Raw genomic sequence first — 24,662 nt, forward strand, 5'->3', positions numbered from 1 at the left:
GGAAGGTCCGTGCGGCGCTCACGCCGGCCGGCCGACGACGGGGCCGCGAGGACACGGCCCCGCCCACGCCTCAGATCCGCCGTCGCGCCTTCCGGGCCCGCCGCACCAGCGCGGCCGTACCGAGCAGGGCGACCGTCGCGCCCGCGGCTCCCGCGGCGGTGGCGTCCTTGCGCCCGAGGCGCCGCCCGGCGAGGGTGTGCCGCCCCGCGACCTCCCCGAGGAGTTCGGCGAGCACCTCCTCGTTGGTCCACTGCGGCCGCCATCCGGCTTCGTGGAGCCGGCTCCCGCTGACCACCCAGGGATACATCGTGTAGGCGAGGTCCCCGGCCGGCGACGGCGTGAGCCCGATCCGGTGGAGCCGGGCCGCGGCCCCCAGGGCGACGGCGGACGGCAGTTCCATCCGCCGGATCCCGCTGAGCTCCTCGACCTCCTCCTGCTCCAGCCATCCGTCGCATCCGACGGCCAGCTCGCCGTCGACCTTCTCCAGGGCCGCGTACTCCAGCGCGCCGCACAGGTCCTCGACGTGGCAGAACTGCCAGGCGGGCCGGGACCCGGCGACGACCAGAAGCCGAGGGGACTCGAAATACCTGGTCAGAGCGGTGTCGGTGCCCCCAACGAGCACGGCGGGCCGTACGACGGTGACGTTGAGCCCGGGGTGTGCGCGGGGCGCCCGGCGGGCGAGCCGCTCGACCTCCAGCAGGTCCCCGACGCCCGTGGCCTCGGCGGTGGCCTGCAGTTCGGCGTCTTCGGAGAGGGGCAGTTCGTTGTCGGGCAGTGCTCCGTAGACCATGGCCGACGTGCACAGCACGACACGGTGGACGCCGGCGGCCGCGGCGGCCGTGAGCACGGTCTGGGTACCCCGCACGTTGTACGCCGTACGCGCGGCGGGGTCCGTTTCGAGGTCGAGGTCGAGCGCGAGGTGGACCACGACGTCCGCCCCGCGCAGCTTCTCCGCGATGGCCGGGTCCCGGACGTCCAGGATGTGCCACTGGGCGCCCGCGCACTCGCCGCGCCGCTCGTCGATGGCGATGACCTGCTTGATCTCGTCGCTTGCGGCGAGCCGCTCGGTGAGCATCGCGCCGATTCCGGACGCGGCGCCGGTGACCGCGACGACGGGGCCGCGTACGGCGGAGGTCCCGTCGGCACGCGCTGCCGACGTCGAGGGTCGTTGGTCGGGCGACGGATGGGCCGAGGGGTTTCGCGCTGCGCGAACCTGTGGATCTGGGGAACTCACCGGGCGTCTCCAGCGGTTGTCTTCAGTAAGAACGCGCATGACGCGTACGTACCAGGTGGCATCCATCCTGCCGCAGCCGCCGAGTCGGCGACGCACCGAGGCCCGAACCGGTTGTGGTGTCTACGCTGGGTGGTGATGCAGGGCAGCCGCCGTCGGAGCGAACCGGCGGCCTTAACAGCCGAGGAATCCCGTGAGTGACACCCCATTCGGATTCGGCCTTCCGCCGGAGGAGCCGGACGACGGCGACGAGGGCAAGAAGAAGGACCAGCAGAGCGGTGGTGGTCAGGGACCTGCCAACCCGTTCGGTTTCGGGCCCGGCGGCCCTGGAGGCGACAACCCGCTCGCAGCCATGTTCGGTTCGCTGAACCCGGGCGACCTGGGCGCCGCGTTCCAGCAGCTGGGCCAGATGCTCTCCTACGAGGGCGGCCCGGTGAACTGGGACATGGCCAAGCAGATCGCCCGCCAGACGGTGTCCCAGGGCACCTCCGACGGTACGAAGGACTCGAGCGTCGGCCCCGCCGAGCGCACCGCGGTCCAGGACGCGGTGCGGCTGGCCGACCTGTGGCTGGACGACGCGACGTCGCTGCCGTCCGGCGCGGCCTCCGCGGTGGCCTGGAGCCGCGCGGAGTGGGTCGAGGCGACCCTGCCGGTGTGGAAGGAGCTCGTCGACCCGGTCGCCGAGCGCGTCGGCGCGGCCATGGGCGATGTGCTGCCCGAGGAGATGCAGGCCATGGCAGGCCCGCTGCTCGGAATGATGCGTTCCATGGGCGGCGCCATGTTCGGTACGCAGATCGGGCAGGCCGTGGGCGTGCTCGCAGGCGAGGTCGTCGGCTCGACCGACGTGGGCCTGCCGCTCGGCCCGGCCGGCAAGGCCGCGCTGCTTCCGCTGAACATCGAGGCGTTCGGCAAGGACCTGGGGATCGCCCAGGACGAGGTGCGTCTCTATCTCGCTCTGCGCGAGGCCGCCCACCAGCGGCTCTTCGCCCACGTGCCGTGGCTGCGCTCGCACCTGTTCGGCGCGGTCGAGGGGTACGCGCGCGGAATCAAGGTCGACACGGCGAAGCTGGAGGACGTGGTCGGCCAGTTCGACCCGCAGAACCCCGAAGAGCTGCAGCAGGCACTCCAGCAGGGCATGTTCCAGCCCGAGGACACGCCGGAGCAGAAGGCCGCGCTGGCCCGCCTGGAGACGGCGCTCGCGCTCGTCGAGGGCTGGGTGGACGCGGTGGTCCACTCGGCGGCGAAGCCGCGCCTGTCGTCCGCGGACGCGCTGCGGGAGACGCTGCGCCGCCGCCGTGCGACGGGTGGCCCCGCCGAGCAGACCTTCGCCACACTGATCGGCCTGGAGCTGCGCCCGCGCCGCCTGAGGGACGCCTCCCGCCTGTGGGCCTCGCTCACGGACGCGCGCGGGGTCGACGGCCGCGACGGCCTGTGGGCTCACCCGGACATGCTGCCGACCGCATCCGACCTGGACGACCCGGACGGCTTCGTGCACCGCGAGCAGCTGGACTTCTCCGAGCTCGACAAGATGCTGGGCGAGGCCGCGGGCGGTTCACCCGAGAAGCCGAACCTCACGAAGGACGAGACCTCGGGCGAGCACAAGGGCGGGGACGAGGACAAGGGCGACGACGACAAGTGACCCTGTACGACGACGCCGTCCTGGTCCTGAAGGGCATTGAGGGCCAGGAGGAGCTCCGTCAGGCCTATCTCGGCCATCTGGAGGCTCATCCGGACGGCATGTGGAAGGCCTGTACGGCCGGGCACGTCACGGCGAGCGCCCTGGTGATCGATCCAGGGCACGGCAGGGTGCTGCTGACGCTCCACAAGAAGCTCCGGATGTGGCTGCAGATGGGCGGCCACTGCGAGCCGGGGGACGCCACCCTGGAGGCAGCGGCCCTGCGTGAGGCCACGGAGGAGTCGGGCATCACGGCCCTGACACTGCTCCCGGGCGGACCGGTACGGCTCGACCGGCATCCCATTCCGCCGCCCTGCCACCGGCATTTCGACGTGCAGTACGCGGTCGTGGCCGCCCCGGGAGCTGTCCAGGAGATCAGCGACGAGTCCCTCGACCTCCGCTGGTTCGCGTACGACGAGGTGGAAAAGGTGGCCGACGACTCGGTCGTACGCCTGCTGCGGGCGACACGAGCAAGGCTCTGAGAAATCTGTAAGGGGCGGCCGCAATGGCGACCGCCCCTTACACACTCGCCCCTGAAGGGGCGCGGGACACTGCACGACCGGTCACCACGGACCGGCGGGCAGCCCCACCCCGGGATTTACGCGGGCGCTCGACAGAGTGCCCGCGGAAGGTCCTAACTCCAGGCGTTGCCCTGGTTCTGGCCCCGGGCCCCCTGCTGGCCCATTCCGTACTGGGCGGCGACACCCGACCCGATCGCCGCGTTCTGCGGCGGCAGCATCTCGCTGGGCTGGACGAGCGCGTATCCCTGGCCCATGAAGCTGAGCTCCCAGCCCTCACCCGTGTTGCCGCGGCGACGGAACACACCGGAGGAGTGTGTCTGGGCCTGCATCTGTACGCGCAGGCTCGTGGACCAGGCGACGATCGCGTCCGCGTCGCAGTTGACGTACCGGTCCGGCGTGACCTGCAGCATCAGGGGCATGCCCGATGTCATCAGGGCGACCTTGCCGCGCCCGGTGATGTTGAGCTGGTACTTGCCGGATCCGGAGATGCCGTACTGGCTGTCCACGGCGATCACGTCGTGGTGCAGCGACGAGTCCATCGCCAGGACGTAGCTGCTGTCCACGGTGAGACCGTCCTGGTCCACGTCCACCACATGGATGTGCTGGGCGAGGTTGGCCAGGTACACGGTGCCCTGCCCGTGGCAGCGCATGAGGTCGAGACCCTCTCCGGTGTGCGCGCGCGAACGCTGCTGACCGGAGTTCTGGTACTCGGCGTCGAACTCCACGAGGCCCTGGTAGGCGACCATGGTGCCCTTGCGGGCGAGCATGTCGTCGTGGCCTTCCAGGACCACGCGCAGCATCTGCTTGTTCTGCAGGCTGTAGCGCTCCTGGGACTGCCGGTCGTTGTAGGCGAAAAGCGGGCTCTGCATGATGTGTGTCCTCCCCCTCAGCCCCGGACCCGGAGGCGGTCGGTGCTGTCCTCGCTGGGCTGGACGACGACGATGCCCTGTCCGGAGAAGGCCATCTGGAAGGCCTCGCCGCTGCCCCGCCCGATCAGCGACTGTGCCTTGAAGCTGCGCTTGCCCTTCACCTTCAGGTTCGGGGACCAGGCGACGAGCGCGTCCGGGTCGACGTACGTCTCGTCCTCGCCGCCACCGCAGTCGACGACGATGGGCTTGCCCCGCGAGGTCAGCGCGACCCAGCCCTGCCCGGAGATCTTGGTGTTCCACAGGCCCTGGCCTGCGAACTTCGCCAGGCCCTTGACCCGCTCGACGCCCCAGGTGAGGTGCGCGTCGAAGGCGAGCAGGTTGGTGGCGTTGACGGAGATCGCGTCGCCGTTGAGGTTGATGACGACGACGTTCGCCCCGTAGTCGGAGAGGTAGAGCAGGCCGTCTCCGGAGCACTTCATCAACGGTGCGCCCTCGCCGGTCATCCAGTCCTTGGCGATCTGGCGCACGGCCGGCGGGTTGGGCTCGTACTGGACGAACCCTTCGTAGGCGACCATCGACCCCACGCGCGCGAGGAGGTCGTTTCCGGTCTGCATGGCGACCTTGAGCATGTGGTTGCCGTGGTTCTCCATGCGCGCGACAACGGGTGCCGGGGCGAAGCCCGCGAGTTGCTGGTTCATTTGGACGGGCTCCCTCAGACCTCGTACGGCTGGACGACGATGAAATTGCCGGGCGCCCCGCGGAACTGGAGGTTCACGCTCTCGCCGGTGTCACCCGGGTAGGCGTTGCGGCGCATCCGCACCTGGCTGGAAACGATCACCTGCGAGGCGGCGGACCAGGCGACGACGGCGTTGCAGTCGGCGAACGTCGTCGGCGTCACGGGCAGGACTACGGGCACCCCACGCGTCTTCACGACGACCGTGCCGGTCCCCTGGAACTGCATCGTGAACAGCGCTCCTCCGGGGATGCCGTGTCCTTCGACGCGGCGCACCTCGTACTGGAGCGTCTCGTCGAAGGCGAGGACGTTCTCCGCGGAGACGCAGACGGCGTCACCCTGCAGCTCGATGGGGTGGAGCATGGCGCCGTTCTCCGCGAGGAAGACCTGGCCGCGGCCCGAACAGCGCATCAGCTGCATCTCCTGGCCGGTCGCGTTGCCCACGATCCGCCCTGAGAAACCGGCGCCCTTGTAGCTGAAGTCGACCTTGCCCTGGTAGAGCACCATGCTGCCCTGACGGGCGAGTACGGCCTGGTCGCCGCCCGCGCCGAGATCGACACGGACCATCTTCTTGTTCTGCGGCGTCCAGCGCTGCCCGGTGGGCGTCTCCTTGTACGCCTGCAGCGCCGCGGTGACACCGGCACCGCCCTGAGGGATGCCCTGCGGCACTCCGTACGCGGCGGGCGCACCCGGCGCGCCGGGCTGCCCCGGAGCCTGACCGAACGGCGGCTGCCGGCCGTAGCCCGGAGGCGGAGTCGGCTGGCCGTAGCCCGGAGGCGGGACCGGTGCCTGAGGAGCCTGGGGCTGTCCGTAACCGGGCGGCAGGGGTGCGGTCTGGCCGGGGGCCTGGCCGTACGGAGGCTGCTGCTGGCCCGGCTGACCGTAGGGCGCGGGTGCGGGCGCCGGAGGCGGCACCGGGGCGCCACCGGGCGGGGTCATGGGCGCGACTATGGTCGGCGCGGCATGCACCGAGGGCGCGGGCGCCGCGGGCGGTGCGAAACCCTGAGCGGGCTGCGGCGCGGGAGCCTGCGTGGCGGAGCCCGCGGGGGCTCCGAACGCGGGCGGCGCGGCACCCTGCGGAGGCGGCGCGAACGACGGAGCGCCGGCCTGCGGCGCGGGCGCTGCGGCGGGCTCCTCCTCGGCGACCTCGCCGCCGAAGTTCTTCAGCAGCGCGTCGAGCCCGCCGTCGAAGCCCTGTCCGACCGCGGCGAACCGCCACACGTCCTTCAGGTAGAAGTCGCCCAGCATCACGGCACGCTCGGTGGAGAACTCGGCGCCGGTGAACGAGTACCGGGCCACCTCCTCGCCGCCCGCCACGATACGGATGTACCCAGGAGCGACCTGGGACATCTGTCCGGCCCCGTCGACCGTCGCGGTGAACGACAGCTTCTGGATCCGCGGAGGGATCTTGTCGAGGGTGACGCGGAAGGACTCCGTGTCACCAGCCTGCGCACCGAGAAGCTGAATGGACTCCTCGGGGCTCTTCGGCTGGTTGAAGAAGATGAAGTACTGGTCGTCCGACAGCCGTTCGTCGGCGTCCAGACCGAAGCAGCTGATGTCGAAGGTCAGCCCGGGGCCGGCGATCTGCACACCTACGTACAGATCGGTGCCCGCGGTGAGGTCACTGATCCTGGCCTTGTGGCCGCGCTGGAATTCCCTGGCCATGCGTAACGACCGTCCCCCATCCCGAATACAAGTACGTCGCGTCAGGCTAACGGCAAATTCCAGCCGCGGACGAGGCCGGTACAGACCCGGTACACAAACCCTGCCGCCAGTCGTCCCGGGCAGGGTGTCGGCGTCAGGCCGACGTCACTCGCCGCGCGCCACGGGCAGGTGGGGCAGCCGGTCGGCGGCCACCACCCCTTCGAGGTACCCACGGGCCCGCTCGGTGCGCGGGTAGGCCTCCAGGAGCCGCCAGAAATCAGGCCCGTGACCCGGTACGAGCAGATGCGCCAGCTCGTGGACGAGAACGTAGTCGACGACGTACTCGGGCATGCCCTGCAAGCGGTGCGACAGGCGGATACTGCCCTCGGCCGGGGTGCACGACCCCCACCGCGTGTTCTGATTGGTGACCCAGCGCACCGAAGCGGGCCGGGCCCGCCCGTCGAAGTAGAGCTCGGAGAGCCGGGCGGCCCTCTCGGACAGCTCCGTGTCGCCGAGCACGCGCTTGCTCTCCTGGGCGGCCAGCTTGTCGAGCATGACGGTGACCCAGCGCTGCTCCTCCGCCTCCGACATGCGGGCGGGGATGAGCACGACGGTGCGATCGCCCTCACGGTACGCGGAGACCGTTCTGCGCCGTCGCGCGCTCCTGCGGACCTCGATCGCGCTCCCCCCCGAGCCGCTTGGCGGCTGGCTCGTCGTGCTGCGCTGTGGGTTTCCGGCGCGGTGCAGTGGGTCGGCGGGCACGCCCCGACGTTACCCGTTGCACATGGGGGAAGTCCCGCCTCCGGGACGCATCGATGCCGAACCGCACCCCACGCGCTCGATTAGTACGACGAAATCCACTGCCTGTGGACAACTTTCGGCACGCGCCGGGCAATGCGGGCATCCTGGCACTCGACCGGCGGAGCAGGACGAACACCGCCGGCACCACGGGGACGTACGGGGGTCGTTTTCATGCATCCGATGGTGAAACCCGCGCTGCGGCGCGGCTGGCGGGATCTGAACACCGTGCAGTTCGGCATGGCGCCCGCACACGCGATGGTGCTCGGCCCGATGGACACCGCGACAGGCAGCCTCATGACCTTGCTCGACGGCACACGCGGGCTGCCCCTCCTGCGCGACGAGGGACGCCGCATGGGCCTGCCCGACGGCCACGTCGACGGCCTTGTGGAGCGGCTGTCCCTGGCCGGGCTGCTGGACGACGCGACGGGCGGCGGACCCGCCGCCGACGCCCTGCGCGGCAAACCGGCGGTCTACGACCGGCTCCGGCCCGACGCCGCCTCGCTGTCCCTCGTCGCTCCCGAACCCGGCGAGGCCATGCGCCGGCTGGCCGCCCGCCGCTCACTGCGCGTACAGGTACGGGGCGCGGGCAGAGTCGGAGCCGTGCTGGCCTCGACCCTGTCGGGCGCGGGCGTGGGCCAGGTCGACGTACAGGACGGCGGCCGCGTCGAACCATGGGACGTGGCGCCGGGCGGGCTGCCCGTGGAGTCCATCGGCGAGCGCCGGGACGAGGCCGCCCGGCGCGCGGTGCGCGGAGCGGCCCCCGGCCGCCCGCCCCGCCGCGGCGGCGGCACACGCTCAACTCCCGGATCAGAGGATCCCGGCCTCACCCTGGTGATCATCGCGCCCCGGGAAGGCCTCGCCGTCCACGCACCCGACCCGGCATCATCCGAGTCACTCATCGAATCCGGTACTCCTCATCTCTACGCGGGGGTCGTGGAGGGCACGGGCGTCGTCGGCCCGCTGGTCCTCCCCGGCGACACGGCCTGCGCGGGCTGCCTGGACCTGGGACGCACCGACCGGGATCCGACCTGGCCCCGCCTGCTCGCACAGTGGCGCTCCGTACAGTCCCGCCAGGTGCCGGCCTGCGATCTGGCACTGGCGGCCACGGTCGCAGGCCTGGCCGCAGGGCATGCGCTCGCCTTCCTGGACGGCCGGTCACCGTCCAGCGTGGGAGCCCGCTGGGAGGTTTCCCTACCCGGATTCGACTGGCACGCGCGACCGGTGTGGCAACATCCCGGATGCCCCTGCGGGGCCGCGGAGAAGGCTAAGGGGGAGCAGACCTCGGACGACGAAGGGCCGCACGAGACAATGGCCGGGCAACAGCCGCACGCGGCACGGCTGTCCGGTACTTGGAGGGCGCATGTCTGATCTTCCCCGGAAGGCGGTCACCCGAACCGCCAAACTCGCCGCGCTACCGCTCGGCTTCGCCGGGCGCGCGACCTGGGGACTCGGCAAACGAATCGGCGGCAAGTCCGCGGAACTCGTGGGTCGCGAGCTGCAACAGCGCACGGCGGACCAGTTGTTCAAAGTGCTCGGCGAGCTCAAGGGCGGCGCGATGAAGTTCGGACAGGCCATGTCCGTCTTCGAGTCCGCGCTGCCCGAGGAGGTCGCCGGCCCGTATCGCGCGGCCCTCACCAAGCTCCAGGAGGCGGCCCCGCCGATGCCGACGCGCACGGTGCACTCCGTACTGGAGGAGCGGCTCGGCGAGGACTGGCAGGATCTGTTCCTGGAGTTCGATGACAAACCCTCCGCGGCGGCCTCCATAGGCCAGGTGCACCGGGCGGTCTGGCACGACGGCCGGGAGGTAGCGGTCAAGGTCCAGTACCCCGGAGCAGGCGAAGCCCTCCTGTCCGACCTGAACCAGCTGAGCCGCTTCGCCCGACTGCTGGGACCGCTGATTCCGGGCATGGACATCAAGCCCCTCATCGCGGAACTGCGCGACCGGGTGTCAGAAGAGCTCGACTACGCCCTGGAGGCACAGGCGCAGCGGGCACACGCGGAGGAGTTCGCGGACGACCCGGACGTACTGGTACCGGCCGTGGTCCACCAGTGCGAGCAGGTGCTGGTGACGGAATGGATCGACGGGATACCCCTGTCCGAGGTGATAACCGACGGTACGCAGGAAGAACGGGACCGGGCGGGACAACTCCTCGCCCGCTTCCTCTTCTCCGGCCCGTCCCGCACCGGCCTGCTGCACGCTGACCCGCACCCGGGCAATTTCCGCCTCATGCCGGACGACACCGACGGCTCCGACGGCTCCGACGGCTCAGCCGACAGAAGCGGCTGGCGGCTGGGTGTCCTGGACTTCGGCACGGTGGACCGCCTGCCGGGCGGCCTGCCGTCGACGATCGGCAACTCTCTGCGCATGACCCTCGACGGCGACGCGGAAGCCGTCTACGAACTGCTCTGCGAGGAAGGCTTCGTCAAAGAGTCCATAGAACTGGACCCGGACGCCGTCCTGGACTACCTGCTCCCCATCATCGAGCCGGCCCAGGTCGAAGAGTTCACCTTCAGCCGAGGCTGGATGCGGAGCCAGGCCGCCCGGATCGCCGACCTCCGCTCCCCCGCACACCAACTCGGCAAACAGCTCAACCTGCCCCCCGCATACCTGCTGATACACCGGGTGACCCTGAGCACGATCGGCGTGCTCTGCCAGCTGGGAGCGACGGTACGACTGCGCCAGGAACTCGAGGAGTGGCTTCCCGGCTTCCTGCCGGACGTGGAGGCGGAACCGGACGAAATGGATCAGATGGACGAGATGGACGCGGAGGATTCGGCAGCCGGGGCTTGATGTGACGCGGGCCGGCGCGAGCCGTCCCCGGACGCATGCGCGCGGGCGGGCGCGAGCATGCTCGAGCGGCGTATGGGGGCCCGAGGATGGGCTTGGTCACGCGTTCGGGGCGGAGGGTGCTTGAGCTGTCATTTGGGATGGGGAGGGGTGGGAGGGGGTGGGGGGAGCCCCCTCCAGACAGGGAACAGCAGAAAACCCCGCCTCACCACCAAGCCGAGTCCAGCCGCCCCTCGATCGCCCTGAGGTTGGTCCGGGCGCAGGTGTCGCAGAAGTAGCGGCGGGTGCCGTTCTCCAGGGAGCAGGTCCAGGTCGGTTGTGGGTCTTCCGAGGTGGCGCCGCAGTGCGCGCATGTGATGGAGCCCGGCTCCGTGGTGGAGCCGTCGTCGCTGTTCCCGCGGAGGCTGGTCACAGCCCGACGATAGCTCCGGGGCTGGGCAACGGGAGTCACAACGCACCGCGGGGGCCGGTCCGTTCGGACCGGCCCCCGCGGTGAGCGGTTGTGTCTGCTGCGTTTCGGCCGGTGGGCCTGACTGCATGGACCTCGTTGGATGGGTCCTTCTGCATGGGCCCTGTTGCGTGGGTCTTACTGCATGACCGCCATGGCCAGAGCGCGGCGGGCACGCAGTGACGCGCGCTCGGCGCGGCGCTGCATGCGGCGGGCCATCACCAGGCGCATGGCCCGGCGTTCCTGTTCGGCCTCGTGCATTCGGTCGTGCATATGCGCACGAGCGAGGGCTTCTGGGATGAGTTGCATTTCTCGGGTCCTGTTCTGACGCAAGTCGATCGCGCCGGTGGCGGTGAAGTCTGGGATCGCGGAGCCTGCGGGCTCGCCTGTGGACGGCTTCATCGGGGCCTGTTTCTTGGGGTCGTGCGTCAGGGGGCGATCGATCGTTCCTGTGGTTTTCATGCCGCAACCGGGTTCTTGCGCGGGCGGCCACGCGGCCGCTTGCGGGCGACAACGACACCCTGGACGAAGAGCTCGCCACCCCAGACGCCCCAGGGCTCACGCCGCTCCTTGGCGCCGGCGAGGCAGGCCTCCATCAGCGGGCAGGTGCGGCAGAGGGACTTGGCGTACTCGACGTCGGCCGGGGACTCGGCGAAGAAGACTTCCGGGTCGTAGGAACGGCAGGGGACGGGTACGCCGAGGTTCTCGATGGCGTCGTCGAGCGCGGTGAGCGCCGTGAGCGGGGTCAAGGTGGAGTCCTCCGTGGAGCCGGGCGGGGTGATCGTTTCGGAAGGCGGTACGGACGGGGCGTGCGCTTCGAGTTGCACGGTTGGTCTTCCTCGTCTGGTCGTGCCGGCCGGTTGGCCGGTTGGCGGCTGGTACCGGGGTTCTTTTTTCTTGTCCCGAGGCCCCTTCGCTCCGCTGTCCCCGGTCGGGGACAAACAGAAGGGCCGCGGATCCCGGGTGGGGTTCCGCGGCCCTGAAGGCGCCGGCCTGATCGTCGATCAGGCTGGATCACTCCAGGGGTCAGGCCCACGGAAGGCCCACATCGTGTGGTGCGTCTGCTTGGCGGCTCCGGCACCGGTGGCCGCGAAGGCATAGGCCTGCGCCTGTGCCTCTACTGCTTCCAGTGCCTTCATCGGTCGCTCATTGCGCTCGCGGACAGGGAGTCCGGCGAGAGACACGGAGGACGTCGGCCGGACGGCAGGGATGCCGGACAGACCGGTGCCCAGGTTCGAGAAACCGAGCAGGCAGGTGGAGACGACCGAGCGATCGGTCATTTTGGCGGTGCTGATGGAGCTGGCGTTGATGCTGATCACTGGAATCGCCTCCTCTCGGCGTCTCTGGGACCGGGCGAGCCGGTCCGTCGGTTGTTAAGTACAGCACGGAACCAGGGCCTTCGAGAAGGCCGCCGTTTCCGTGCTTTAAAACCTATGGGGATTGCTGGGGCATGCGCAAACTATTTTTTCGATGAGTTTGAATCAATCCTCGCCTTCACCGGTCTCAGGCTCTTGACCTGCGCAGATGGCAAGTACGTCGGTTCCGTAGCGGGTGAGCTTGCGGGCGCGGACCCCTGGGATGCGGGCCAGCTCTACCGGAGTGGACGGCACCGCTTCCGCGATGGCCATGAGTGTCTTGTCCGTGAAGACGCAGAAGTCGGGCTGTCCGCTGCGCGCGGCCTGGACCGCTCGCCAGGCGCGCAGCCGCTCGTAGAGGCCTTCGTCCATGTCGGAGGGGCAGTCGTCGCAGCGCATCAGTTTCATTTCGCCGGCGTCGCTGAGGGTGCGGCCGCAGACGCGGCAGCGGGCGGGGGTGCGGTTGGTGCGTCGGGTCTCGCCGGGGACGCTGCCGGGGGTTCCGCGCTCGATTCCGCCGGAGCCGCCGGAACCGGTGGTGGTGCCGCGGTTCGTGGTGGTGGTGACGGAGCCGGGGCGCAGGCCGTCGAGGAAGCGGCTGGGCCGCCTGTTGTGGCGGCCGCCGGGTGAGCGGGACAGCGCCCAGGACAGGGAGAGGTGTTCTCTGGCGCGGGTGACGCCGACGTAGAGGAGGCGGCGCTCTTCCTCGATCTGTTCGTCGGTCTTGGCGTAGGTGATCGGCATCATGCCTTCGGCGACGCCGACCAGGAAGACGACGTCCCACTCCAGGCCTTTGGCGGAGTGGAGGGAGGCGAGGGTGACGCCCTGGACGGTCGGGGCGTGCTGGGCGCCTGCGCGCTCGGCGAGTTCGGCGACGAGGTCGCCGAGGGTGGCGTCGGGTTTGGCGGCGGCGAAGTCCTGGGCGAGGTGTGCGAGGGCGGCGAGGGATTCCCAGCGCTCCCTGACGGCGCCGGAGCCCGCCGGTGGCTGGTGGGTCCAGCCGTCTCCCGACAGGACGGCTCGTACCTGGGAGGGCAGGTCGGGGGCGTCGTCGAGGAGTGAGTCGTTGCCTCCGAAGCGGGCTGCGCCGCGCAGGGCGTGGATGGCTCGCTTGACCTCGGGGCGGTCGAAGAAGCGTTCGGCTCCGCGTAGCTGGTAGGGCACTCCTACGTCGGCGAGGGCCTGTTCGTAGATCTCGGACTGCGAGTTGGTGCGGAAGAGGATCGCGATTTCGCTGGCGGGGGTGCCGGAGGTGATGAGGTCGCGGATGCGGCGGGCGGCGCCTTCGGCTTCGGCGGGCTCGTCGGTGTATTCGGCGTAGCCGGGCTCGGGGCCTGTGGCGCGCTGGGAGATCAGTTCCAGGCGGTGGTCGGCGGCGCGGCCGCGGGCCTGGGCGAGCAGGCCGTTGGCGAGGTGGACGACCTGGGGGGTGGAGCGGTAGTCGCGGACGAGTTTGACGACGGTGGCTTCGGGGTGGCGGGTGCGGAAGTCGAGGAGGTGGTCGGGGGTCGCGCCGGTGAAGGAGTAGATGGTCTGGCTGGCGTCGCCGACGACACAGAGGTTGTTGCGTTCGCCGAGCCACAGTTCCAGGAGGCGTTGCTGGAGGGGGCTGACGTCCTGGTATTCGTCGACGACGAAGTGCTGGTACTGGGCGCGGACCGCTTCGGCGATGTCGTGCTGGTCCTGGAGGATGGCGACGGTCAGGAGGAGGACGTCTTCGAAGTCGATGACGCTGCGGTCGCGTTTGATGTCCTCGTAGGCGGAGTAGAGCTGTGCGATCTCGGCTCGGTCGCGGGGTGCTTCCCGTCCGGCTTTCACGGCCGCCGCGGTGTAGTCGGCGGGGACGGTCTGGGTGACCTTGGACCATTCGATCTCGGCGGTGACGTCGCGCAGTTCGCCGCGGTCGAGGCGGATGCGGCAGGCGGCCGCGGCGTCGGCGACGAGTTGGATCTTGCGGTCGACGATGCGGGGCAGGCTGCCGCCGACTGCTTTCGGCCAGAAGTACTGGAGCTGGCGCAGAGCGGCGGAGTGGAAGGTGCGGGCCTGGACTCCGGAGGCGCCGAGCTGGCGGAGGCGGCCGCGCATCTCCCCGGCGGCGCGGTTGGTGAAGGTGACGGCGAGCACGCTGGAGGGCTGGAGGATTCCGGCTCGTACTCCGTAGGCGATGCGGTGGGTGATGGCGCGGGTCTTGCCCGTGCCGGCTCCTGCGAGGACGCATACCGGGCCGTGCAGGGCTGTGGCGACCTCGCGCTGCTCGGGGTCGAGCCCTTCCAGTACCGCGTCGGCTCCGTCGGCCGGGGCCGGGTACTGGGAACCACCGTGGGGGCCCTGTGGGAAGAGGGTGGAATGCGTTGCTGCTGTCACCCCGCCATGCTGCCAGGTCGGCGGAGACGGGTGCGCCGGTTGTCCACAGGGGGGCACTCGTAGTCGTACTAATGCGGCAGGCGTGCTGCCCGGTTCGGTTCGCCGGCGTCGCTCTCGCGCGCGGCCGGGTGTGTGCGGCGGCTCTCACCCCTGACGGTTGCGGGAATGGCGGCCTGGTCTCGTACGTTCCCCTGACTGCGAACACGCACCTCCCTGCAGCGAAGGAGCATGAGACACATGCCGGGCACTGTGACGATGTACAGCACCACGTGGTGTGGCTACTGCCGTCGGCTGAAGAGCCAGATGGACCGCGAGGGCATCACGTACGACGAGATCAACATCGAGCACGACCCGGAGTCGGCGGCGTTCGTGGAGAAGGCGAACGGCGGAAACCAGACGGTTCCCACCGTCCTCTTCCCGGACGGTTCGACGCTGACGAACCCTTCGCTGGCGCAGGTCAAGCAGAAGGTCGGCGCTTAGGGCCTCAGGCGGCCACTCCGCGTGTCGGCAGGGGTTTGCCGTACCAGAGCTCGATCAGGCGGGCCGCAATCGAGATGCCGTACGGAGGGAGGACCTCCCCGGACTCGAAGGCGGCCCGCAGGTCTTCGCGGGAGAACCAGCGTGCTTCCTGGATCTCCTCGCCGTCGACGTTGATCTCCGCCGAGGTGGCGCGGGCCATGAAGCCCAGCATGAGGCTGGAGGGGAAGGGCCAGGGCTGGCTGGCGATGTACTCGACCTCGCCGACGGTGACGCCGGCCTCTTCGAAGACCTCGCGGCGGACCGACTGCTCGATGGACTCGCCGGGCTCGACGAAGCCGGCGAGGGTGGAGAAGCGGCCTTCGGGCCAGTGCATCTGGCGGCCGAGCAGGATGCGGTCCTCGCTGTCCGTGACGCCCATGATCACGGCGGGGTCGGTGCGGGGGTAGTGCTCGGCGCCGCATGCGGGGCAGCGGCGGATGTGGCCGGCGGCGGCGATGACGGTGCGTTCGCCGCAGCGGGAGCAGAAGCGGTGCAGGCGCTGCCAGTTCTCCAGGGCGACCGCGTGCACCATGAGGCCCGCGTCGCGCGGTGACAGGAGGAGGCCGGCTTCGCGCAGGCCTGCCGCGCGCGCGGACTGGTCCATGCGTCCGGGGAGGGTGTCCTTCTGGAGGGCGAAGTAGCTGACGCCGTCGTCGTCCGTGCCGAGGAAGTAGCGGTGTGCTTCGGTGAGGGGTGCTTCGAAGGACGGTGTCATGACGAGTTCGGTGGTGCCGTCGGGTGTCTCGTCGATGAGGACCTGGCCGCCGGAGACCACGAAGGCGCGGGTGGAGGGGTGGCTCCATGCCGCGGCGAGCCAGGCTTCGTCGAGCCGCTGGTGGGCGGCCCGGTCGATGCCGCTCGGGGCGGTGAGCGAGATGGGTCGGTCGGCGGTGTGGTCGGTCCAGGTGGTCACGGGTGCTTCCAACTCCCCCGGTGGAACGGTTGTTTCGGCGGGCTGTTCAGCCGGTTGTACGGCAGGACGTGTGCGGCGGGGCTTCTTCAGTGTGCATCGCGCCAGTTCTGGGCCAGGTCGCCCCACAGGTAGGCGGTGGTTTCGACGCCCTTGAGGAGGAGGTCCAGCTCGACCTTCTCGTTGGGGGCGTGCCAGCCGTCCGACGGGATGGAGATGCCGAGGAAGAGCACCGGTGCGGCGAGGACGTCCTGGAGGTCGGCGGCCGGCCCTGATCCTCCTTCGCGGGTGAAGCGGATGTCCTGCTCGAAAGCGCGGCCCATGGCGCGTGCGACGGACTGCAGGGCGGGGTGGTCGAGGGGTGTCAGGCACGGGCGGGTGGCGGCGCCGAAGGTGATCTCGTGGCGGATCCCGGCAGGCAGCTGTTCTGCGGCCCAGGTCCGGACGGCCTTCTCGATGTGGTCGGGGTCCTGTCCGGCGACCAGTCGGAAGGAGAGTTTCACCATCGCCGAGGACGGGATGATCGTCTTGCTGCCTGGGCCCTGGTAGCCGCCGCCGATGCCGTTGACCTCGGCGGTCGGGCGGGCCCAGACGCGCTCGAGGGTGGTGTGTCCGGCCTCTCCGTGGGTGGCGGTGGATCTGGCGGTTCGCAGCCACTGTTCCTCGTCGAAGGGCAGCTCGGCGAAGAGTTCGCGTTCCCGGTCGGTGAGTTCGGTGATGCCTTCGTAGAACCCGGGGACGGCCACGCGCGCGTGCTCGTCGTGCAGGGCTGCGACGAGGCGGGCGGCTTCGGTGGCCGGGTTGGGTACGGCGCCTCCGAAGGAGCCGGAGTGGATGTCCTGGTCGGGTCCGTACAGCTGGATCTCGCACTCGGCGAGGCCGCGCATGCCGGTGCACACCGTGGGGGTGTCCTCGGACCACATGCCGGTGTCGGAGACGATCACGGCGTCGGCGGTCAGTCGGTCCCTGCGGGCTTCGACGAGGGCGCGGAAGTGGGGGGAGCCGGATTCCTCCTCGCCCTCGATGAGGAGCTTGAGGTGGACGGCGGGAGTGGTGCGGCCGGTGGCGGCGAGGTGGGCGCGGACGCCGAGTGTGTGGAAGAACACCTGGCCCTTGTCGTCGGCGGCTCCGCGCGCGTGGAGGCGGTTTCCGCGGACGACGGGTTCGAAGGGATCGGTGTGCCAGCCGTCCTCGCGGGCGGCGGGCTGTACGTCGTGGTGGCCGTAGACGAGGACCGTGGGTGCCTGGGGGTCGTCGGAGGGCCAGTCGGCGAAGACGGCGGGTGCGCCGGGGGTGTCCCAGATCTCGCAGGTCGGGAAGCCGGTTTCCTGGAGTTTCGCGGCAAGCCAGTCAGCGCTGCGCCGTACGTCCGCGGCGTGTTCGGGCTGGGCCGAGACGGACGGGATGCGCAGCCATTCGGCGAGGTCGTCGAGGAAGGCTGCGCGGTGGTGTCCGATGTACGTGCGGACGGCGCTGTCCGGAGTCTTGCTCATGGTCACGAGCCTAGCCGTCCACGCGGGCGTGCTGGTCCGGCGGTTCGTCGGGGACCCCTTCGGGTGGTTCTTCCAGGAGGAGGCGTTCCAGTGCGGTCCGGTCCGGGAGGTTCTCGGGCCGGGCGATCTCGCCGCTGCGCACGTACAGGAAGGCGGCCTGTACGGATTCCAGGGGGATGTCGTGCTGTTCGGCCCAGGCGAGCCGGTAGAGGGCGAGCTGGAGGGGGTCGGCGGTGCGGGTGCGGTTGGTCTTCCAGTCGACGATCTCGTATGTCGTCGGCGCTTCGCCGTCGCCTTCTTCCTTGTACACGGCGTCGATGCGGCCCCGTACGACGCGTCCGGCGATGGCGAGCTGGAAGGGTGCTTCGACCCGGTAGGGCGTGCGGTGGGCGTAGGGGGTGCGTTCGAAGGCGGTCTTGAGGGTTTCGAGGTCGCGTTCGTCGGCGATCTCGGCGTCGCTGCCGGGCAGTTCCCCGGGTTCCAGCATCGGGAGCCGCAGTTCTTCGAAGCGGGCTTCGACCCAGGCGTGGAAGCGGGTGCCCCGGCGGGCGGCCGGCTGGGGCGGGCGGGGCATGGGGCGGGCCAGGTCCTGTGCGAAGCCGTCGGGGTCGGCGGCGAGTCGCAGCAGCTGGGAGGCGGTCAGGGAGGCCGGCAGGGGGACGTCCGTGACGCTTTCGCGGGCGCGCAGGAGTTCTCCGGTGAGGGCGTCCAGGTCGCGGTCCCAGGAGGCGATGGTGCGGGCTTCCTCCGGGGTGAGGGGGGTGGTTCCGGTGGCGGGAGGTGTCGTTTCCGGTGGGTGGGGGCGCGCGTCGGGGGACGGGGTGGGGTGCGGGACCCGGGGGCGTTGTGTGGTCCACGAGTCCCAGTCGCCGTGGGGTGTCCCGTCTGTGAGATCGGTCTCTTCGTGGGGGGCTTCTCCGTGGGCCGCCTCTTCGTAGGGCGGGTTCGTGAGATCGCCGTCCGCGTGGTGGAGCTCGTCCGCGTAGTCGTCTTCTCCGTAGGGGGGCTCGTCCTCCTCGGGCGGGGGCGGCCAGTCCGGGTCGTCGTACGAGTCCGGGGCGTCGTGGGACGTCGGGTGGGCGGTCTCGTGCGGGTGGCCGGACTCCAGGTGCGCGAGGACGGTCTGCGCGGCTTCCCTGCGGCGGGCCATCGCGGTGTCGTCGAGCGGGAGCGGCCAGGCGTGGTCGCCGCCGGCCCGGTGCAGTGCGGGGTTCTCCTCGTTCTCCTCGGGTTCGTCCGCCCAGGCCTCGATCTCGCCGTGCCCGGTCTCGCAGTGGTCGTACAGGGACTGCAGGAAGGCGGAGGGGCCGCGGGGTTTCTTCTGGGAGGGGCCCCACCAGTGGCCGGAGCCGAGCAGCAGGGAGCGGGGGCGGGTGAAGGTGACGTAGCCGAGGCGGAGTTCCTCGGTGTGCTGGTGTTCCTTCATGGCCTCGTGGAAGGCCTTCATGCCGCGGGAGTCCCAGGCGTCGATGTCGGGGAGGGTTTCGGCGTCGCCCCGCAGTTCGTGGGGGAGGACCTTGCCCTGGGCGGTCCATTTCTCGCGGCCCTGGCTGCTGGGGAATGTGCCGGTGACGAGGCCGGGCACCGCGACGACGTCCCATTCCAGGCCCTTGGACTTGTGCGCGGTGAGTACCTTGACGGTGTTCTCGCCGCCCGGGAGGGCGTTGTCGAGGCCCTTCTCGTACTGGGCCGCGGTGCGCAGGAAGCCGAGGAAGGCGAGGAGGCTGGCTTCACCGTCGTTGGCGGCGAAGGCGGCGGCGACGTCCAGGAAGTTGGACAGGGTCTCGCGGCGGCGGGCGGCCAGGGCGTGCGGGGAGGCGGAGAGTTCCACCTCCAGGCCGGTGGTGGCGAGGACCCGGTGCAGGACGTCCATGAGCGGGTCGGCGAGCGAGCGGCGCAGGTCGCGCAGTTCGGCGGCGAGCCGGGCGAACCGTACGCGCGCGTCGGACGAGAACGGCAGTCCGTCGTCGTCACCGTCGCCGCCGAGTGGTGTCTCCAGGAACGTGTCGAGGGCGTCCGCGAGGGAGATCACTTCGGCCGGGTCGACTCCTTCGACGGCTGCGGCGAGCCGCCGGTCGGGGTCGTCGTCGGCCCCCACGCGCGCGTGGGACACGAGCATGCGGGCCCGGCGGCCCAGGAGGGCGAGGTCGCGGGCGCCGATGCGCCAGCGCGGGCCGGTGAGGAGGCGGACCAGTGAGGCGTTGGCGCCGGGGTCCTGGAGGACCTCGCAGACGGCGACCAGGTCGGCGACCTCGGGCAGGTGCAGCAGGCCGGAGAGGCCCACGACCTCGACGGGGACGTCCCGGGCGACGAGTGCGCCCTGGATCTCGGCGAAGTCGGTGGCGGTGCGGCACAGGACGGCGATCTCACCGGGTGCCTTTCCGGTGCGTACGAGGTGGGCGATGGAGTCGGCGAGCCAGTCCATCTCCTCGGCGTGGGTGGGCAGCAGGGCGCAGCGCACCGTTCCGTCGTGTTCGGCGCCGGGGGCCGGGCGGAGGGCCTCCACGCCCGCGTGCATGGCGCGCAGGGGCTCGGCGAGGCCGTTGGCGAGGTCGAGGAGGCGGCCGCCGCTGCGGCGGTTCTCGCTGAGTGCCTGGCGGGTCGCGGGGCGGCCGTCGGCGTGTGCGAAGTGTTCGGGGAAGTCGTCGAGGTTGGCCACGGAGGCGCCGCGCCAGCCGTAGATGGCCTGGCAGGGGTCTCCGACGGCGGTCACGGGGTGGCCGGTGCCGCCGCCGAACAGGCCTGCCAGGAGGATGCGTTGGGCGACGGACGTGTCCTGGTACTCGTCGAGGAGGACCACTCTGAACTCGTCGCGCAGGATGCCGCCCACTTCGGGGCGTGTGCTCGCGAGGGTCGCGGAGAGGGCGATCTGGTCGCCGAAGTCGAGGAGGTCCCGGTCGCGTTTGGCGGTTCTGTAGCGGCTCACCAGTTCGGCCAGTTCACGCCGGGTGGCGGCCGTCTCGGGGACCTTGCGCAGGTCGGCGTTGGTGAGTCTGGCGGTTTCCAGGTCGCTGAGCAGCCGGGCGTCGTACGCGCGCAGGTCCTCCGGGCGTACGAGGTGTTCGGCGAGCTCGGAGTCGAGGTTGAGGAGGTCGCTGACCAGGTCGGGGAAGGAGCGGGTGAGGGCGGGGTAGGGGCCCGGTGCCTCGCGCAGGACGCGTGCGGCCAGCTGGTAGCGCGTGGCGTCGGCGAGGAGGCGCGCGGTGGGTTCGAGCCCGATGCGCAGCCCGTGGTCGGTCAGGAGGCGTCCGGCGAAGGCGTGGTAGGTGGAGATCACGGGCTCGCCCGGCGGGTTGTCCGGATCGATCACGTCCGGGTCGGTGACTCCGGCCTTGATCAGTGCCTTTCGTACGCGCTCGGCGAGTTCGCCTGCCGCCTTGTTGGTGAAGGTCAGGCCGAGGACCTGTTCGGGGGCGACCTGGCCGGTGCCGACCAGCCAGACCACGCGCGCGGCCATGACCGTGGTCTTGCCGGAGCCGGCTCCGGCCACGATCACCTGCGGCGCGGGCGGCGCGATGATGCAGGCCGTCTGCTCCGGGGTGAACGGGATACCGAGGAGCTCCTTGAGCTGCTCGGGATCGGTGATACGGGCTGGCACGTCAGAGAGGCTAGCCGTGCCCACTGACAGTCGGTGCCGATTCGGTGGCCGGGTCGGAGGATGCGCTGGTCAGCACGCGTGGTGCCGTGCGTCACTCCTGGCGCCGCTCGACGACGTGGTGCCCGGTCTCGGGTCACTCGACGATGTGCCGCCCCTCGGGCCGCGCGCTGCACGAGGCCCGGAACGCGCAGTGCGTGCAGTGTTGGCCGGTCGTCGGCGTGAACCGTTCGTCGAGGACCTTGCCCGCGGCGGTGGCGAGCAGGTCGCCGACCCACTCCCCCTCCAGGGGCTCCTGGGCCTGCACCTTGGGCAGGGTCTCGCCGCCGTCCTTCTTGGGGGCGCCCTGGCGGAGCTGGACGAGTTCGGCGCCGCCCGACTCTGGGCGTGTGCCGTCGAAGGCGTCGTCGACGGCGCCTTCGCGGACGGCGAGCTGGTAGACGGCGAGCTGAGGGTGGTGGGTCACGTCGGCGGCGCTCGGTGCCTGTTTGCCCGTCTTGAAGTCGACCACGTAGGCGCGGCCGTCGGCGTCCCTCTCGACGCGGTCCATGGAGCCGCGGATGCGCACTTCGTAGGAGCCCGCTTCGAGGGTGACGTCGAAGTCGTGCTCGCTGGCGACCGGGGTCCGTTCGGCGCGGTCCATGACGTGCCATTTCAGGAAGCGTTCGAGCGCCACGCGCGCGTGTTCCTTCTCCTGCGCCGACTTCCAGGGCGCGTCGAAGGCGAGCGCCTCCCATACGGAGTCGAGGCGCTCCATGAGGACGGCGAGGTCGGCGGGCGTGCGACCGGAGGCGACCTCGTCGGCCAGGACGTGCACCACGTTGCCGAAGCCCTGGGCGACGGTCGCGGGGGCGTCGGCCTTGACCTCGCGGCCGAGGAACCACTGCAGGGCGCAGGTGTTGGCGAGCTGGTCGAGGGCGCTTCCGGAGAGCACGACGGGGTGGTCCCGGTCGCGCAGCGGCACCTTGCTCTCGGTCGGTTCGTACATGCCCCACCAGCGGTAGGGGTGGGCGGACGGAACCAGGGGGCGGCCGTCCTCGTCGCCGAGTGCGGCGAGTCGGCCCAGTCGGCGGGCCGCTGCCGCCCTGAGGGTGTCCGAGACGCGGGGGTCGACCGTCGTGGCGCGCAGTTCGGCGACGAGTGCGGCGACGGACAGGGGGCGGCGGGGGCGGCCTGTTATGTCCTTGGGTTCCGTGCCGAGTTCGGTGAGGAAGCGGGAGGGCTGGTCGCCGTCGTCGGCCGGGGCCTTCACGGCGGTGACGACGAGGCGCTCACGCGCGCGTGTGGCGGCCACGTAGAACAGTCGGCGTTCTTCGGAGAGGAGCGCTCCGGGGGTGAGGGGCTCCGCGAGGCCGTCGCGTCCGATGCGGTCGGCCTCCAGGAGGGAGCCGCGGCGGCGCAGGTCGGGCCACAGGCCCTCCTGGACGCCCGCGACGACGACGAGGCGCCATTCCATGCCCTTGGAGCGGTGCGCGGTCATCAGGCGTACGGCGTCGGGGCGCACGGCCCTTCGGGTGAGTGTGTCGGCGGCGATGTCCTGTGCCTCGACCTCCTCCAGGAAGTTGAGGGCGCCGCGGCCGCCGGTGCGTTCCTCGGCGCGGGCGGCGGTCGCGAACAGTGCGCACACGGCGTCGAGATCGCGGTCCGCGTTGCGCCCGGCCGCGCCGCCGCGTCGGGCGGCCCGCTCCAGGCGCTGCGGCCAGGGTGTGCCGTCCCACAGCTCCCAGAGCGCCTCCTCGGCCGTGCCGCCTCCTGCCAGGCGCTCTCGTGCCTTGCGCAGCAGGGCGCCCAGGCGCTGGGCTCCGCGCGCGTAGGAGGGGTCGTGGGCGATCAGCCGCTCCGGCTCGGCCAGTGCCCGTGCCAGCAACTCGTCGGAGGGTGGTGGCACATGGTTGCCCGCGGCGCGCTCCTCCTCGCGCAGGGCGCGGCCCAGGCGGCGCAGGTCGGCGGCGTCCATGCCGGCCAGCGGGGACGCGAGAAGGGTGAGGGCGGTCTCGGTGTCGAGCCACGGCTTCGGCGGGCCGGGCTGCTGTTCCGGGGCAGGTTCCTGGGAGGGGCGGGGGCCGGCCGGTCCGGTGGCTTCGGGTTCAGGTCCGGGTCCGGGTCCGGGTACGACCGGCGCTGTGTCTTCCTCTGAGGGCTCGGCCGGTTCCGGGCGCTCGGCGGCCGGTTCCTCGCCGGCGGCCTCTTCGGGCTCTTCCTCGTCGGCCGGCGGCGCGTGCTGTGCCGTCTCCTCCAGTTCCGCCGCGGCCACCGCCTTGAGTGCTGTCAGCAGGGGCGTCACCGCCGGTTCGTGGCGCAGGGGCAGGTCGTCGCCGTCGATGTCGAGGGGGACGCCGGACGCGGTGAGGGTGCGGCGGATCGTCGGGATGGTGCGGGAGCCGGCGCGCACGAGGACGGCCATCTCGTTCCACGGAACGCCGTCCTCCAGATGGGCGCGGCGCAGGATGTCCGCGATGTTGTCCAGCTCCGTACCGGGGGTCGGGTACGTGTGGACCTCCACGCGGCCGCCGTCCCGTACGGGGGTGAGTTCCCTGTGGGCGCGTACCTTGTCCGCCGGGAGCCGGGTCAGGGGCATCCGCTGGGTGAGCCGCCTGGTGGCCGCCAGCAGGTCCGCGCCCGACCTGCGTGACGTCCTCAGGACCTCGACCGGTGCCGGTCGGCCGTCCGCGCGCGGGAAGGTGTCCGGGAAGTCGAGGATGCCGTTCACGTCGGCGCCGCGGAACGCGTAGATCGACTGGTCGGGGTCGCCGAAGGCCACCAGGGTGCGGCCGCCTCCCGCGAGCGCGTCCAGGAGCCGCAGCTGTGCCGGGTCGGTGTCCTGGTACTCGTCGACGAGGACCGCGTCGTACCGCTCGGCGAGCCGTTCGGCCACGCCCGGGCGACGGGCGAGGATCACCGCCCGGTGCACCAGTTCCGCGTAGTCGAGCACTCCCTGCATGTCGAGCACGTCGAGGTACTCGGCGAGGAAGGCGGAGGCCGCGAGCCAGTCGGGGCGGCCGATGCGCCGGGCGAAGGTCTGGAGGGCGTCGGGGCCGAGGCCCAGTTCCCGGCTGCGGGCGAGGACGGCGCGGACCTCGTCGGCGAAGCCGCGTGTCGTCAGGCAGGCGCGCAGTTCGTCCGGCCAGCGCACGTGGGCGAGGCCGAGCCGCTCCAGGCCGGGCTGGCCCGCGAGCAGTTCCCGTACCGCCACGTCCTGTTCGGGGCCGGAGAGCAGCCGCATCGGTTCCACGAACAGGTCAGTGTCCTGGTGGGCCCGGACGAGGGCGTAGCAGAAGGAGTGGAAGGTGGTCGCCTGGGGCGCTCGGGCGGCTCCTATGCGCAGTGCCATGCGGTCGCGCAGTTCCACGGCGGCCTTGCGGCTGAACGTCAGTACCAGGATCCGCTCGGGGTCCGTGCCCTGCGCGATGCGGGCCGCCACGGACTCGACGAGCGTGGTCGTCTTGCCGGTCCCCGGACCTGCGAGGACGAGCAGTGGGCCGCTCTGATGGTCAACCACCGCGCGCTGTGCTGCGTCCAGCAGAGGGGGGGCCACCCGGGCCGGCGGGGTACGCACCAGTCGGTAAGCGCCACGGGCCCCCTGTCGACCCTGGGGGTGCGACAGGCGCCTGGTGGAGGAAGAGGAGCTCACGTGGTTCGCCGGTCCTGGTGGGTGTTCTTGGGGCTGTCACTGGTGGCGCGGAACGCCGTCGTTGAGGGATCGTGCGCGGGCGACG

At 71.1% G+C, this 24,662-nt stretch carries 19 protein-coding genes; 5 read left to right on the forward strand and 14 right to left on the reverse strand.

The window, feature by feature from the left end; genetic code table 11:
* Positions 1-70 precede the first annotated feature (70 nt).
* Positions 71-1,234 (reverse strand): SDR family oxidoreductase, encoded by a 1,164-nt coding sequence (locus O1Q96_RS38330; protein WP_269252488.1) that lies wholly within the window; start codon positions 1,232-1,234, stop codon positions 71-73.
* Positions 1,235-1,424: 190 nt separating this feature from the next.
* Here O1Q96_RS38330 and O1Q96_RS38335 point away from each other — a divergent pair, with 190 nt between their 5' ends.
* A complete protein-coding gene (locus O1Q96_RS38335) occupies positions 1,425-2,870 on the forward strand; it encodes a zinc-dependent metalloprotease (RefSeq protein WP_269252489.1) in 1,446 nt (481 codons plus the stop codon).
* On the forward strand, positions 2,867-3,388 hold the full coding sequence (locus O1Q96_RS38340; protein WP_269252490.1) for an NUDIX hydrolase: 522 nt from the start codon (positions 2,867-2,869) through the stop codon (positions 3,386-3,388). Before O1Q96_RS38335 ends, O1Q96_RS38340 begins: the two co-directional genes overlap by 4 nt.
* 152 nt (positions 3,389-3,540) lie before the next feature.
* On the opposite strand, the gene O1Q96_RS38345 is transcribed toward O1Q96_RS38340, so the two are convergent.
* The 4 genes from O1Q96_RS38345 to O1Q96_RS38360 form a co-directional block, all read right to left on the reverse strand.
* Entirely contained in the window at positions 3,541-4,296 is a 756-nt protein-coding gene (locus O1Q96_RS38345; RefSeq protein ID WP_269252491.1) for an AIM24 family protein, read from the reverse strand.
* A gap of 17 nt (positions 4,297-4,313) precedes the next feature.
* Positions 4,314-4,994, reverse strand: a complete 681-nt coding sequence (locus tag O1Q96_RS38350; RefSeq protein WP_269252492.1) for an AIM24 family protein — start codon at positions 4,992-4,994, stop codon at positions 4,314-4,316.
* A gap of 14 nt (positions 4,995-5,008) precedes the next feature.
* Positions 5,009-6,694 carry a TerD family protein gene (locus O1Q96_RS38355; RefSeq protein ID WP_269252493.1) on the reverse strand — a complete coding sequence of 562 codons (1,686 nt, stop codon included), beginning with the start codon at positions 6,692-6,694 and terminating at the stop codon, positions 5,009-5,011.
* A gap of 144 nt (positions 6,695-6,838) precedes the next feature.
* A complete protein-coding gene (locus O1Q96_RS38360; protein WP_269252494.1) occupies positions 6,839-7,435 on the reverse strand; it encodes a M48 metallopeptidase family protein in 597 nt (198 codons plus the stop codon).
* Between the two features lie 210 nt (positions 7,436-7,645).
* Between O1Q96_RS38360 and O1Q96_RS38365 the strand changes: the two genes are divergently transcribed.
* Entirely contained in the window at positions 7,646-8,842 is a 1,197-nt protein-coding gene (locus O1Q96_RS38365) for a TOMM precursor leader peptide-binding protein (RefSeq protein WP_269252495.1), read from the forward strand.
* Complete coding sequence (locus O1Q96_RS38370) at positions 8,835-10,265, forward strand: ABC1 kinase family protein (protein WP_269252496.1); 1,431 nt, start codon at positions 8,835-8,837, stop codon at positions 10,263-10,265. Before O1Q96_RS38365 ends, O1Q96_RS38370 begins: the two co-directional genes overlap by 8 nt.
* A 202-nt stretch (positions 10,266-10,467) precedes the next feature.
* Here the strand turns inward: O1Q96_RS38370 and O1Q96_RS38375 are convergent, their stop codons facing one another.
* From O1Q96_RS38375 to O1Q96_RS38395, 5 genes are all read right to left on the reverse strand, one after another.
* The gene (locus tag O1Q96_RS38375) at positions 10,468-10,674 is read right to left on the reverse strand and encodes a hypothetical protein (RefSeq protein ID WP_269252497.1); all 207 of its coding nucleotides are present in this window, start codon (positions 10,672-10,674) and stop codon (positions 10,468-10,470) included.
* Positions 10,675-10,848: 174 nt separating this feature from the next.
* Positions 10,849-11,172 carry a hypothetical protein gene (locus O1Q96_RS38380; RefSeq protein WP_269252498.1) on the reverse strand — a complete coding sequence of 108 codons (324 nt, stop codon included), beginning with the start codon at positions 11,170-11,172 and terminating at the stop codon, positions 10,849-10,851.
* Positions 11,169-11,537 (reverse strand): WhiB family transcriptional regulator, encoded by a 369-nt coding sequence (locus O1Q96_RS38385; protein WP_217453137.1) that lies wholly within the window; start codon positions 11,535-11,537, stop codon positions 11,169-11,171. Before O1Q96_RS38385 ends, O1Q96_RS38380 begins: the two co-directional genes overlap by 4 nt.
* Before the next feature lie 177 nt (positions 11,538-11,714).
* Positions 11,715-12,029: a hypothetical protein gene (locus O1Q96_RS38390; RefSeq protein ID WP_217453136.1), complete on the reverse strand. Its 315-nt coding sequence runs from the start codon at positions 12,027-12,029 to the stop codon at positions 11,715-11,717.
* Between the two features lie 162 nt (positions 12,030-12,191).
* Positions 12,192-14,486 carry an ATP-dependent DNA helicase UvrD2 gene (locus tag O1Q96_RS38395; protein WP_269252499.1) on the reverse strand — a complete coding sequence of 765 codons (2,295 nt, stop codon included), beginning with the start codon at positions 14,484-14,486 and terminating at the stop codon, positions 12,192-12,194.
* Positions 14,487-14,666: 180 nt separating this feature from the next.
* Between O1Q96_RS38395 and O1Q96_RS38400 the strand changes: the two genes are divergently transcribed.
* A complete protein-coding gene (locus O1Q96_RS38400; RefSeq protein WP_217453134.1) occupies positions 14,667-14,909 on the forward strand; it encodes a mycoredoxin in 243 nt (80 codons plus the stop codon).
* A 4-nt stretch (positions 14,910-14,913) separates the two neighbouring features.
* Here O1Q96_RS38400 and nudC read toward each other — a convergent pair whose 3' ends face one another.
* The 4 genes from nudC to O1Q96_RS38420 all read right to left on the reverse strand — a co-directional run bounded on the left by nudC (position 14,914) and on the right by O1Q96_RS38420 (position 24,577).
* Positions 14,914-15,861 carry an NAD(+) diphosphatase gene (nudC, locus tag O1Q96_RS38405; RefSeq protein ID WP_269252500.1) on the reverse strand — a complete coding sequence of 316 codons (948 nt, stop codon included), beginning with the start codon at positions 15,859-15,861 and terminating at the stop codon, positions 14,914-14,916.
* Positions 15,862-15,947: 86 nt separating this feature from the next.
* Complete coding sequence (locus O1Q96_RS38410) at positions 15,948-17,351, reverse strand: dipeptidase (RefSeq protein WP_269252501.1); 1,404 nt, start codon at positions 17,349-17,351, stop codon at positions 15,948-15,950.
* A 10-nt stretch (positions 17,352-17,361) separates the two neighbouring features.
* Complete coding sequence (locus O1Q96_RS38415) at positions 17,362-20,949, reverse strand: ATP-dependent helicase (RefSeq protein ID WP_269252502.1); 3,588 nt, start codon at positions 20,947-20,949, stop codon at positions 17,362-17,364.
* A gap of 133 nt (positions 20,950-21,082) precedes the next feature.
* Entirely contained in the window at positions 21,083-24,577 is a 3,495-nt protein-coding gene (locus O1Q96_RS38420; protein WP_269252503.1) for an ATP-dependent helicase, read from the reverse strand.
* Positions 24,578-24,662: the final 85 nt, after the last annotated feature.

The organism is Streptomyces aurantiacus (genome assembly GCF_027107535.1).
GTDB lineage: Bacteria > Actinomycetota > Actinomycetes > Streptomycetales > Streptomycetaceae > Streptomyces.